The organism is Kitasatospora sp. NPDC029367 (genome assembly GCF_055569135.1).
In genome coordinates, this window is record NZ_JBVHYH010000070.1 from 1 (window position 1) to 11,727 (window position 11,727).

General features: G+C 73.2%; 11 protein-coding genes. 9 read left to right on the top strand and 2 right to left on the bottom strand.

The window, feature by feature from the left end; genetic code table 11:
- Positions 1–152: 152 nt before the first annotated feature.
- Complete coding sequence (locus tag ACZ4W5_RS29675) at positions 153–842, bottom strand: HAD family hydrolase (RefSeq protein ID WP_360237683.1); 690 nt, start codon at positions 840–842, stop codon at positions 153–155.
- 81 nt (positions 843–923) lie between these two features.
- Entirely contained in the window at positions 924–1,724 is an 801-nt protein-coding gene (locus ACZ4W5_RS29680; RefSeq protein WP_360237685.1) for an AfsA-related hotdog domain-containing protein, read from the bottom strand.
- A gap of 315 nt (positions 1,725–2,039) precedes the next feature.
- Here ACZ4W5_RS29680 and ACZ4W5_RS29685 point away from each other — a divergent pair, with 315 nt between their 5' ends.
- The 9 genes from ACZ4W5_RS29685 (at position 2,040) to ACZ4W5_RS29725 (ending at position 11,528) form a co-directional block, all read left to right on the top strand.
- On the top strand, positions 2,040–3,602 hold the full coding sequence (locus ACZ4W5_RS29685; RefSeq protein WP_360237687.1) for an MFS transporter: 1,563 nt from the start codon (positions 2,040–2,042) through the stop codon (positions 3,600–3,602).
- Positions 3,603–3,767: 165 nt separating this feature from the next.
- Positions 3,768–4,718 (top strand): aldo/keto reductase, encoded by a 951-nt coding sequence (locus tag ACZ4W5_RS29690; protein ID WP_360237689.1) that lies wholly within the window; start codon positions 3,768–3,770, stop codon positions 4,716–4,718.
- 91 nt (positions 4,719–4,809) lie between these two features.
- Positions 4,810–5,781 carry an aldo/keto reductase gene (locus ACZ4W5_RS29695; protein ID WP_360237691.1) on the top strand — a complete coding sequence of 324 codons (972 nt, stop codon included), beginning with the start codon at positions 4,810–4,812 and terminating at the stop codon, positions 5,779–5,781.
- A 102-nt stretch (positions 5,782–5,883) separates the two neighbouring features.
- The gene (locus ACZ4W5_RS29700) at positions 5,884–6,390 is read left to right on the top strand and encodes a MarR family winged helix-turn-helix transcriptional regulator (RefSeq protein WP_465657982.1); all 507 of its coding nucleotides are present in this window, start codon (positions 5,884–5,886) and stop codon (positions 6,388–6,390) included.
- A 45-nt stretch (positions 6,391–6,435) separates the two neighbouring features.
- On the top strand, positions 6,436–6,903 hold the full coding sequence (locus tag ACZ4W5_RS29705; RefSeq protein ID WP_360237695.1) for a MarR family winged helix-turn-helix transcriptional regulator: 468 nt from the start codon (positions 6,436–6,438) through the stop codon (positions 6,901–6,903).
- 206 nt (positions 6,904–7,109) lie between these two features.
- A complete protein-coding gene (locus ACZ4W5_RS29710; protein WP_402478717.1) occupies positions 7,110–8,117 on the top strand; it encodes a 3-oxoacyl-ACP synthase III family protein in 1,008 nt (335 codons plus the stop codon).
- A gap of 101 nt (positions 8,118–8,218) precedes the next feature.
- Entirely contained in the window at positions 8,219–9,877 is a 1,659-nt protein-coding gene (locus ACZ4W5_RS29715) for an FAD-dependent monooxygenase (protein ID WP_465657984.1), read from the top strand.
- Positions 9,878–9,912: 35 nt separating this feature from the next.
- Positions 9,913–10,941: a 3-oxoacyl-[acyl-carrier-protein] synthase III C-terminal domain-containing protein gene (locus ACZ4W5_RS29720; protein WP_360237702.1), complete on the top strand. Its 1,029-nt coding sequence runs from the start codon at positions 9,913–9,915 to the stop codon at positions 10,939–10,941.
- Positions 10,942–10,991: 50 nt separating this feature from the next.
- Positions 10,992–11,528 (top strand): cysteine hydrolase family protein, encoded by a 537-nt coding sequence (locus ACZ4W5_RS29725; protein ID WP_465657985.1) that lies wholly within the window; start codon positions 10,992–10,994, stop codon positions 11,526–11,528.
- Positions 11,529–11,727: the final 199 nt, after the last annotated feature.

Sequence of the window (11,727 nt, forward strand, 5' to 3'; positions counted from 1 at the left end):
ACAAGGCGCCGGGCCAAGGCTCCTTGCTTCTCCCCCCCCCCCCCTCCCCCCCCCCCCCCCCCCCCCCCCCCCCCCCCCCCCTCCCCCCTCCCCCCCCCCCCCCCCCCCCCCCCCCCCCCCCCCCCCCCCCGGGGGGTGGGACGGTCGGTCGGTCAGTGCTGTGCCGCGCCGTGGCCGAGGCCGGGCAGCCGGCTCCAGCCCCCGCGGTCGGCGTGCTCGGTCAGCACCGGGTCGTCGCCCACCACCGTGGGGTGGCCGACGAGTCGGAGCAGGTCGAGGTCGGAGGAGTGGTCGCCGTAGGCGTGGCACTCCTGCGGGTCGAAGCCGCCCCGGTCGAGCAGCTCGCGGGCGGCGACGGCCTTGGCCGCGCCGATCATCGGCTGCTCCAGTTCGCCGGTGAGGATCCCGTCGGCCACCAGTGGGCGGCTGCACAGGACGGTGTCGGCGTCGACGTACCGGGCGATCGGGTCCAGGCAGCCGGGGAAGGACCCGGAGACCAGGACGGTGTGGTGGCCCTGCTCGGTGTGCCGGCGGAAGGCGGCCAGGGCGGGGGCGTGGAAGAGCTCCCCCTCCCCGGTCCGCTCCTTGAACCACTGCTCGCCCTGCTCGGCGAGGTCGGCCTCCCGTACGCCGGTGAACAGCCGGTAGTACGCCCGGTTGACCTCCTCGCGCGGCACGCCGCCGTCCGCCAGCCGGCGGAGGGCGCCGTGGTCCCGCGCGTAGTCGGACTCCGGGCGGCCCTCGACCCGGTACCGGAAGGCCAGGAAGTCGAACATGCTCTTGACATTGATCAAGGTCTCGTCGACGTCGAAGAAGGCCGCGGGGCCGGTCGGGCGGGTCACTGGGTGCTCCTGGTGTTCGTCATGGCGTCCGGGGTGCGTTCCGGGTGCGTCCGGGGTCCGGTCGGGATCCGGTCGGGTCGGTCAGCGCGAGCCGGCGGAGGCCAGCTCGCCGTCCCGCTCCTGCTCCTGCTCGGTACGGGCGAGGCGGACCTGCTCGACGGTGCGGGCCGCGCGCTTGCCCTCCTTCTGCGAGATCACGTCGCTCTCGAAGGCGGTGAACTCGACCCGGGAGAGCGAGGCGCGGGCGCCGCCCTGGTGGACGGCGATCTCGACGCCGAAGGACAGCCGCTCGGGGTTGTCGATGCTCGCGCTGAGGATCTCGTAGTCGACGGTGGCGTCCAGCGGGAACAGGAAGTTCTCGAAGTCCGTGTCGAAGCTCTTGATCACGTAGTAGTACTGCCGCTCCGGCCAGGCCGAGGCGTAGAACCGCTCGGTGACGGCCAGGAACATCTGCCGCGCCGCCTCGATGATGATCATGCCCTGGATGTGCTGGCCGGTGGTGTGATCCAGGAGCAGTTCGTTGTCGTTGTCCAGTCTCAGGTCCGCCTGGTAGCGCAGCGCGTCGATCTGGCGCAGGCCGGCGATCAGGACGTTCTGCTCACGGTGCTTGTGCGCCTCGTCCCGGCAGGCCAGGCTCGGCTGCAGCTCGGGCACCGAGATGCGCTCGGCCGCACCGTAGCGGGCGATCTCACGAGCCACCCAGTCCCACTCGTAGGAGCTCATGCCCTGGCCGTTGATCAGCGTCAGACGGAGCTCGGGGTCACTGTAGCGCCCCGCCCGCAGCTCCTTGACGAACCCACCCGCGGTGGCCACTCCGTCGTTCGCGGCCAGTGCGCCGAAGCGGTCGCCGACCAGGTACAGAACATCGGTTCGATGCGTCATGTCAATGCCCCCATCACATGAAGTGCGCGTGGCGCGCGTCTCTGAACAGGCAGAAGGCTTGAATTACAGCCCTCTCCCGCCTTCCTGACGGGAGGCCAGCTGCCAGGACAGTATCAGCATTCGTAGACAGCTTACGACCCTGTCTCATATCAAGACTTCACCAAGAATCCCGATCCCGAACGACCGACCGTCTTGACGCCCGCCGCGGCGAACCTATAGCGTCCTCTGCCATGAGTAAGAACCCTGATACCGAACAGGGTTCTTGCTGCTAATCGAACTCATCGACACCATCGACATCATCGGAGTCCTCGACCCATGAAGAGCTACCCACGCACCACGCTCGCAGCGGTGTGCATCGCCGGCGGGCTGCTCCCCGCCTCGCTCACCGGCGCCTCGGTGGCCCTGCCGAAGATCGCCACCGATCTGGGCGCGGGCCTCGGACCGCTCCAGTGGGTGGTCAACGGCTACAACCTGACCTTCGCCAGCTTCATGCTCGCCTGCGGCGCCATCGCCGACCTGGTCGGCCGCCGGAGAATGCTGGGCATCGGCATCACGCTCTTCGGCCTCTGCTCCCTGGTCAGCGGCCTGAGCAGCAACATCTACCTGCTGGACGGCGCCCGCCTGCTGGCCGGCGCGGCCGCCGCCGCGGTGCTCACCGCCGGCAGCGCGGTGCTCGCCACCACCTTCTCCGGCCCGGCCCAGGCCAAGGCCTTCGGCGTCCTCGGCTCCTCCTTCGGCGTCGGACTCGCCCTCGGCCCCTCCACCTCCGGCCTGTTGGTCTCCTCCTTCGGCTGGCGCTCGGTCTTCCTGCTGCACGCGGCGATCGACCTGGCGCTGCTGCTGGCCCTGCCGCGGATCACCGAGTCCCGTGACCCGGGCGCCCGCGGCGTCGACTGGGGCGGCACCGTCACCTTCACCACCAGCCTCGCGCTGGTCACCCTCGCCATGGTCGAGGGCCCCCAGCAGGGCTGGACCAGCCCCGTCGTGCTCGGCCTGCTGGCCGGCTTCGTGCTGCTGCTCGCGCTCTTCGTGGTCGTCGAACTGCGCCAGGAGCGCCCGATGTTCGACATGACCCTGTTCACCCAGGGCCGCTTCGTCGCGATCTGCTTCGTCCCCGTCGCGCTCGCCTTCGGCTTCGTCTGCCTGCTGGTCTTCCTGCCCTCCTACTTCATGGGCGCCAACCGGTTCAGCAGCTCCGAGGCCGGTGCCGTGATGCTGCTGCTCACCGCCCCCGTGCTGGTCTTCCCGATCATCGCCGGTCGCCTCGCCCAGAAGATCTCGGTCCGCACCCTGCTGGCCGTCAGCCTGCTGCTGGTCGCCGGCGGCGCCGCCTGGCTCACCACCATCCACCCGGGCATCGGCGTGGCCGGCCTGATCGGCCCGTTCCTGATCATCGGTACCGGCGTCGGCATCTCCTTCGGCCTGCTGGACGGCGCCGCGATCGGCTCCGTCCCGCCGGAGCGGGCCGGTATGGCCGCGGGCATGTTCAACACCATGCGCCTGGCCAGCGAGGCGATCGCCATCGCCGGTATGGGCTCCGTCCTGGTCAGCCTGGTCAGCTCCAACGTCTCCACGAACCTCGACTCCTACGGCAGCGGCTTCACCGGCAACCCGGACGGCCTCGCCGCCAAGGTCGCCCAGGGCAACCTGGCCGACCCGGAGTCCGGCGTCGCCGAGGCCGGCCGCCAGGCCTTCCACACCTTCCTCGCCGACGGCTACACCGACGCGCTGCGCACCGTGCTGTGGATCCTGGCCGGCGTGGCCGCGCTCAGCGCCCCGCTGATCGCCGTGATGCTCCGTGACCGCAAGGCCGCCGCGGCCGCGGTGACCGCCCCGGAGGCCGACCAGGCCCCCGAGCCGGTCGGCGCCGGGCGCTGACGCCCGCCGCGACGGAACTGACCGCCAGACCCGAGCGACCGGTCCGGGAGGGGCGCGGTGAACCCGCCGCCCCGCCCGGACCGCTCCGCCTCCGCACCTCCCGCACCTCCCGCACCCGCTGGACCCCCTGCACCCCCGCTCCCGACCACCGCGAAGGAAGAGATCATGCACAGCCGCCACCTCGGCCCCACCGGCCTCGACGTCGGAGCCATCGGCCTCGGCTGCATGGGGATGACCGACTTCTACACCACCGGCGGCTACGACGAGGCCGCCTCGGTCGAGGTCGTCCACCACGCCCTCGACCAGGGCATGACCCTGATCGACACCGCGGACGTCTACGGCCCCTTCACCAACGAGGAACTGCTCGGCCGGGCGCTGGCCGGCCGTCGCGAGCAGGCCGTGCTGGCCACCAAGGTCGGGCTGGTCCAGGAGCCGGACCGGCCGATGTACCGCAACGGCCGCCCCGAGCACATCCACGCCTCGATCCGCGCCTCGCTCAAGCGCCTCGGCACCGACCACGTCGACCTGTACTACCTGCACCGGGTGGACCCGGACGTCCCGCTGGCCGAGTCCTGGGGCGCGATGGCCGAGCTGGTCGAGGCCGGCCTGGTCCGCGGCATCGGCCTCTCCGAGGTCGGCGTCGAGGAGCTGGCGGCCGCGCAGGCCGTCCACCCGGTCGCCGCCGTGCAGACCGAACTGTCGCTGTGGAGCCGGGAGGTGCTCGCCGACGTGCTGCCCTGGTGCGAGGCCAACGGCGCCGCCTTCGTCCCGTACTCCCCGCTCGGCCGCGGCTTCCTCACCGGCGGCTACACCAGCCCGGACGCCTTCGCGCCGGACGACTACCGCACCGCCAACCCGCGCTTCGCCCGGGAGGCCTTCGCCGCCAACCTCGCCATCGTCGAGACCCTGCGACGGGTCGCCGAGCGGCACGGCGCCACCCCGGGGCAGGTCGCCCTCGCCTGGACCCTCGCCCAGGGCGAGCAGGTCGTCCCGATCCCCGGCACCAAGCGGCTCGGCCACCTCGCCGAGAACGCCGGCGCGGCCGACCTGCGGCTGTCCGACGCCGACCTGACCGAGCTGGACTCCGCGCCGGCCCCAGTCGGCTCGCGGTACTGACGCCCGGTCACCCACCGTTTGCCCCAACCGTTTTCACCACCCCCGCCCCCACGCCCCCCGCGAATCCGCACCAACCACAAGGAGAGACTTCATGGCACAGCAGCGCACCCTGGGCGCCGAGGGACCGGCCGTCGGCCCGATCGGCCTCGGCTGCATGGGGATGAACTGGGTGTACACCTCCCAGCTGCAGAGCACCGAGGAGTCGATCGGCGCCATCCGGCACGCCGTCGACCTCGGCATCACCCTGCTCGACACCGCGGACCTCTACGGCCCCTTCACCAACGAGGAGTTGCTCGGCGAGGCGCTCCGCGGCGGGCTGCGCGAGCAGGTGGTGCTCGCCACCAAGGGCGGCCTCAAGGCCGGCCCGGAGTCCCACCTCGGCTCGGTGCAGGTGTCCGCCGACGGCCGGCCGGAGCACCTGCGCGCCGCGGTCGAGGGCTCGCTGCGCCGGCTGGGCACCGACCGGATCGACGTCTACTACCTGCACCGGGTCGACCCGAGGGTCCCGCTGGTGGAGAGCTGGGGCGCCCTGGCCGAGCTCCAGCAGGCGGGCAAGATCGTGCAGTTGGGCCTGTGCGAGGTGTCCGCCACCCAGTTGGACGCGGCGCACGCGATCGCCCCGGTCGGCGCCGTGCAGTCCGAACTGTCGGTGTGGAGCCGGGACCCGCTGGCCGAGGTGCTGCCCTGGTGCAAGGCCAACGGGGCCGCCTTCGTCCCGTTCTCCCCGCTCGGCCGGGGCTTCCTGGCCGGCCGCTTCGACGGCGAGAACGCGCCGGACCAGGACGACTTCCGGGCCCGGCTGCCGCGCTTCCAGGAGGAGGCGCGGGCGCAGAACCAGCGGATCTCGGACGGCATCCAGGAGGTCGCCGCCCGGCACGGCGCCACCCCCGCCCAGGTCGCGCTGGCCTGGACGCTGGCCCAGGGCGAGCACGTCGTGCCGATCCCGGGCAGCACCCGCCGGCTCCACATCGAGCAGAACGCCGCGGCCGCCGAGGTCCTGCTGAGCGCCGACGATCTCTCCGTGCTGGACTCCCTCCCGGCTCCCGTCGGAACCCGCTACTGACGTGCGCCACAAACGAGTTCGTTCTCCGAGTTGTAACTCAGGGCTCTACGAAGTATTAAGGTTCTGAGTAGCACTTCAGGTTCCGACCACAGAGGAGGCCCCGTGGCTCCCCCCGACCAGGACGTCCCCTCCCGAAGGCTGGGACACCTCCTCAAACAGTGTGAGCAGACCATGATGGCCGCACGCGGCCGGGCGCTGCGGACGGTCGGCCTGACCGTGCCGCAGTACCTCACCCTCCGGGTGCTGGCCGAGCACCCGGACGCGTCCGGGGCGCAGCTGGCCCGGCACTGCCTGGTCACGCCGCAGACCATGGCCACCCGGCTCGCCTCGCTGGAGGGGCGCGGGCTGGTCCGCCGGCAGGTCTCCTCGGTCCACTCGCACGTCTTCACCGCGCGGCTGACCGAGGAGGGGCGGGCCCTGACCGTCCGGGGCGAGGCGGCCGAGCACACGGCCGAACAGCAACTGGTCAGCTCGTTCCTGGCGGAGGAGGTGGTGGCTTTCCGCTCACTGTTGCGGCGCGCCGTGGCAGCGGTGTCCGCACCGGAGGCCGACCCGTCGGCGCGGATCAGTTCGTACGTAGCGACTGATCAGCCCACTGATGTACCTTAAAGTCCGAATAATCCGCCGTGGGGGGCAGCCAGGGATGCGATCACTGTGACCGATAACAGCTCCAACCAGCCGAACTCAGCTCCGCTCGATTTCCACGACCGCCTGGGCCATGCCATCAAGCGGGCCGAGCAGGCGCTGATCGGCGAGAAGACGCGCGCGCTGCGCACCGTCGACCTGACGGTTCCGCAGTACGTGACCCTGCTCGTGCTCCAACAGTCCTCCGGGATGTCCGGGGCGCAGCTGGCCCGGGAGTGCATGGTCACGCCGCAGACCATGACCACGATCCTGACCAACCTGGAACACAAGGGCCTCATCACCCGTGAGACGTCGAGCGTGCACCAGAAGGTGCTGGTGGCCAAGCTCACCCGCTCCGGCCGCACCTTGGCGAAGAAGGCCGACACCTTGGCCCGCGGGGTCGAGAAGCGACTCACCGACGCCTTCGACGACTCCGAGCAGGCCCAGCTGCGCGAGTTGTTGGAACGCTCCGCGGCGGCTCTGCGCAAGACCGACTGAGCCGCACCGCGGCAGCACTGCGAGGCAGGGCGGAAGGCCGCCCCCTGGACGCCCGATCACCACCCGGGGCGCCGAGGGGGCGGCCTTTCCCATCTCCGGGGCCGGGCACCCATGCTTCGGATACAGCCTATGGTTCACCTACTCATTAACATTGCGATACTGGACAAGGCATTGACCTAAGTCAGGCCTCTGATACTGTATCGATCATGCAGACAGCGCAGCAGCACGCGACGTCCATCGGCATCCTCGGCACCGGGTCGCACCTGCCCGCGAACGCCGTCGACAACACCCTGGTCGGCTCCCGGGCCGGCGTGACCGCCGAGTGGATCCACCGCAAGACCGGCATCAGCGAGCGGCGCTACGCCGCCGAGGGCGAGGCCACCTCCGACCTCGCCGCGCACGCCGCCCGGGCCGCCCTCGCCGACGCCGGGATCCGCCCCGGCCAGCTCGACCACATCGTGGTGGCCACCTCCACGCCCGACCACCCGCAGCCCGCCACGGCCGCCATCGTGCAGGACCTGATCGGCGCCGAGCAGGCCGCGGCCTTCGACCTGAACTCGGTCTGCAGCGGCTTCGCCTTCGCCCTGCACACCGCCCACCGCCTGATCGCCGACGGCGGCCACGCCCTGGTGATCGGCGCCGACGTCTACTCCCGGATCATCGACCCCACCGACCGCCGCACCGCCGTCCTGTTCGGCGACGGCGCCGGTGCCGTCGTGCTCGGCCCCGTCCCGGCCGGCTACGGCATCGAGAGCTCCCTGCTGGAGACCTTCGGGCAGCACCACCGCACCATCCGGGTCCCGGCCGGCGGCAGCCGCAGACCCGCCTCGCCCGAGAGCCTCGCCGAGGGCGCCCACTGGTTCGCCATGAACGGCCGCGAGGTCCGCGAGTTCGTCACCGAGCGGCTGCCGTTCACGGTCAAGGAACTGCTCCGCCGGGCCGACCGCACCGGCGCCGAGGTCGACCACTTCGTGCCGCACCAGGCCAACGGCCAGATGCTGGCCGAGATCCTGCCCTCGCTCGGCCTGGACCGCGCCCGCACCCACCTCACCGTCGCCGAGTACGGCAACACCGGCGCCGCCTCCGTCCCGATCACCCTCGACGCCGCGAACCGCGCCGGCGCCCTGCGCGACGGCGAACTGGTGCTGCTCTCCGGCTTCGGCGGCGGCATGTCGATCGGCAGCAGCCTGCTGCGCTGGCACGCCGCCGCGTAGCCCAGGCGCCCCACCGGGGCACACCGCCCACCCCTGACGACGACGGGAACCCGCACCGCAACCGGCCGGCACCCGCCCGACACCCGTACGAGAGAAGAGACGTGACCAGCAGCGCCGACCCCACCGCCCCCCGTCCCACCGGCAGACGGCCCGTACTGATCGTCGGCGCCGGCCCGGTCGGACTCACCTCCGCGGCCGAACTGCTGCGCCGCGGCGTCGACATCCACCTGGTCGACCGCGCCCCGGCGCCCTCCCCGCTCACCAAGGCCCTGCTGGTCTGGCCGCGCACCCTGGAGGTGCTGCGCCGGCTCGCCGACCCGGCCGGCACCGCCGCCCGCAGCCTGCCGGTCGACGCCTTCCACTACTACTCCGAGGGCCGCCCGATCGCCACGCTCGACCTGACCGGTCGCGCCCAGCCGGTGATCCTCCCGCAGCCCGAGATCGAGGACCTGCTCGGCGCCGCCGTCACCCGGCTCGGCGGCGAGGTCGAACGCGGCACCTCGCTCACCGCGCTGGAGCAGCACCCCGACCACGTGGTCGCCGTGCTGCGCGGCGCCGACGGCACCGAGCGGAGCGCCGAGTACGCGTACGTCCTCGGCTGCGACGGGGCCGGCAGCACCGTCCGGGAGCTGCTCGGCCTCAGCTTCGAGGGCCTCACCTACCCCAACACCTTCATGCTGGTCGACGCCTACGTGGACGGCCCGCTCAAGCACGACGCCGCCCACTACTTCTGCTCCTCGCGCGGCGTGCTGGTGATCATCGGCCTGCCCGGCGGCCGCTCCCGGGTCTTCACCTCGCTCCCGCCCGGCCTCGCCCCCGAGGACGCCACCCTGGAACTGATGCAGCAGGTCGTGGACGAGCGCGGCCCGGGCGGCCTCACCCTCCGCGACTCCGCCTGGACCAGCACCTTCGCGGTGCACGCCCGGCACGCCGAGCGCTACCGCGAGGGCCGGGTGTTCCTGGTCGGCGACGCCGCGCACATCCACAGCCCGGCCGGCGGCCAGGGCCTCAACACCGGTGTCACCGACGCCCAGAACCTCGCCTGGAAGCTCGCCCTGGTCTGGCGCGGCGAGGCCGGCGCCCCGCTGCTCGACAGCTACCACACCGAGCGCACCCAGGTCGCCCGCGCCGTCGTCCGCCAGGCCGACCTGCAGACCCGCGCCTGGCTGCTGCGCAAGCCCGCCCAGGTCACCGCCCGCGACCGGGCCGCCTCGGCCGCCTCCCGGTTCGGCCTGTTCGACCTCGACTACATCCCCTGGCTGGCCGGCCTGCGCACCGTCTACGGCGAGGGCCGGGAGACCAGGCTGCGCAGCTGGAAGCTCTGGGGCCACCGCTTCGTGCCCGGGGCGCTCACCCCCGACCGGCAGGTCTGGGACCGCCGGCTCGGCCGCCGGCTGTCGCTGCGCGAGGCCGTCTCCGACCTCCAGCACACCCTGCTGGTCGAACTGCCCGGCACCGCCCTGCCGCCGCGGGTCGCCCGCGCCCTGGCGGAGGCCGAGAAGCGCCACCCCGGGCTGCTGGACGTCCGGGTGCTGGACGCCACCGGCACCCTGCACGACGGCGCACCGGCCGAGCCGGGCCCGGGCACCCGGCCGAACGGCGCCGGGCGCGGCTCCGGTCGTCCGGCCGGCCGCGGCGCCGGTCGCGGCTCCGTGGTGCTGGTCCGCCCCGACCAGCACGTCCACACCCGGCTCCCGCTGCACGAGGCGCACCGGATCACCGCCCTGCTGGACGAGGCCCTGCACCACCCCGCCCGCTGACCCCGCCCGCCGACCCTCCCCTAAGGACCGCCCCGATGCGCTTCGACCCACCGCCCCGGATCGCCGCCGTGGTCGACTGGCTCCCCCCGACCACGGACACCGCGGCGGCGGCCGTCGCCGGAGGCCGGGTCACCGCCGAGAACGCCGCCAAGGACGGCTACCTCGAACTGCCCGTCAGCGACGGCCCGTCGGGCCCCGAGATGGCCGTCCTCGCCGCCGCCAAGGCGATCGGCGAGGCCGGCTGCCCGCCCGAGTCCATCGGCCTGGTCGTCCACGCCTGGATCTACCACCAGGGGCACGACTTCTGGTCCCCCGCCCACTACGTCGCCCAACACGCGGGCGCCGTACGGGCGGTGCCGCTCGGCGTCCAGCAGATGTGCAACGGCGGGGCCACCGCCGTCGAGCTGGCGGCCGTCCGGCTGGCCGCCGACCCGGCCCTGGAGCGGGCCCTGGTCACCACCGGCGACCGCTTCGCCGCCCCCGGCTTCGACCGCTGGCAGGGCGACTACGGGGTCGCGTACGGGGACGGCGCGACCGCGCTCGTGCTGGACCGCGAGCGCGGCCCGTACCGGCTGCTCGCCGCGCACACCGCCGCCGCCCCCGACCTGGAGTCCATGCACCGCGGCCACGACGCCTTCTCCGCCGCACCCCGCGCCAACGGCGAGACCCTCGACATCCGGCGCACCAAGAAGGCCTTCCTCGGCGACGGCCTCGGCCCGCACTTCGCCGCCACCGCGGGCGAGGGCGTGGCCCGGGCCGTCCGCGGCGCCCTCGCCGACGCCGGCCTCGCCCCGGACGACCCCCGGCTCAGCCACCTGCTGCTCCCCCGGCTCGGCCGCACCGTCCTGGAGACCGCCTACCTCCCGGCCGTCGACCGCCTCGGGCTGACCGGCGTCGAGGTGCTCGACCTGGGCACCCGCACCGGCCACCTGGGCGCGGGCGACGCCGCCGCCGGCCTGGCCCACCTGCACGCCCGCGGCTTGCTCGAACCCGGCCGGATCGCCATCCTGCTGAGCGCCGGTGCCGGCTTCACCTGGACCGCCCTGCTCGTCGCCGCCGAGTGAGCGACCGGCCGCCACCCGTCACCGACTGAACTGACCACCGAGGAACCCCGATGCCCGACACCCCCGCCCTCACCCCCGGCACCGTCCTGGTGCTGGTCGACCTCCAGCAGTGGATCGTCAGCCGCCCGGTCGCCCCGCTCAGCGGCCCGGAGGTGGTCCGCTCCGCCGCCCGGCTCAAGGCCGCCTTCGAGGCCGCCGGCCGGCCCGTCGTCCTGGTCCGCTACGCCCGGATGGACGGCAGCGACGGCGGACCCGACTCCGCCTTCAACCGCTTCGCCCCCGAGGTCGCCGCCCGCCCCGGCAATGAGGTCGTCACCAAGTACGGCATCGACGCCTTCGCCGGCACCGACCTGGCCGACCGGCTCAACCGCCTCGGTGCCACCGACCTGGTCGTCGCGGGCATCGCCACCGAGTACGGCGTCGGCGAGACCGTCCGCACCGCCGTCAACCTCGGCTACCCCACCACCGTCGTCGAGGACGCCGTCGCCGCCCTCTCCCCCCAGGGTCACACCGCCGCCGTCGACGCCTTCCACCGCATGGGCGTCACCGTCACCCGCACCGACTCCCTGCTCACCCCCGCGGCCTGACCCGCCCGCGCGCCGCCGCCGAGCCCCCGCCCGGGGGCCGCAGCGGTGCGCGGGCGGTGTCCTACCGCCGTTGATCAGTTCGTCCAAGCGCTCGGCCGGGTTTCCCGGCCGAGCGCTTCTGCGTCGGCGCCCTCGTCCAGCGGCCTCGTTCGGCGGCCGTCGTTCGGCGACGACGATGGCCGCCGTCCGGGGACGGCGG

What these genes read in the sequence shown, in the direction of transcription:
- ACZ4W5_RS29680 (WP_360237685.1), bottom strand. Translation starts at nt 1,724, where the DNA reads ATGACGCATCGAACCGATGTTCTGTACCTGGTCGGCGACCGCTTCGGC.
- ACZ4W5_RS29685 (WP_360237687.1), top strand. Translation starts at nt 2,040, where the DNA reads ATGAAGAGCTACCCACGCACCACGCTCGCAGCGGTGTGCATCGCCGGC.
- ACZ4W5_RS29690 (WP_360237689.1), top strand. Translation starts at nt 3,768, where the DNA reads ATGCACAGCCGCCACCTCGGCCCCACCGGCCTCGACGTCGGAGCCATC.
- ACZ4W5_RS29695 (WP_360237691.1), top strand. Translation starts at nt 4,810, where the DNA reads ATGGCACAGCAGCGCACCCTGGGCGCCGAGGGACCGGCCGTCGGCCCG.
- ACZ4W5_RS29710 (WP_402478717.1), top strand. Translation starts at nt 7,110, where the DNA reads ATGCAGACAGCGCAGCAGCACGCGACGTCCATCGGCATCCTCGGCACC.
- ACZ4W5_RS29720 (WP_360237702.1), top strand. Translation starts at nt 9,913, where the DNA reads ATGCGCTTCGACCCACCGCCCCGGATCGCCGCCGTGGTCGACTGGCTC.
- ACZ4W5_RS29725 (WP_465657985.1), top strand. Translation starts at nt 10,992, where the DNA reads ATGCCCGACACCCCCGCCCTCACCCCCGGCACCGTCCTGGTGCTGGTC.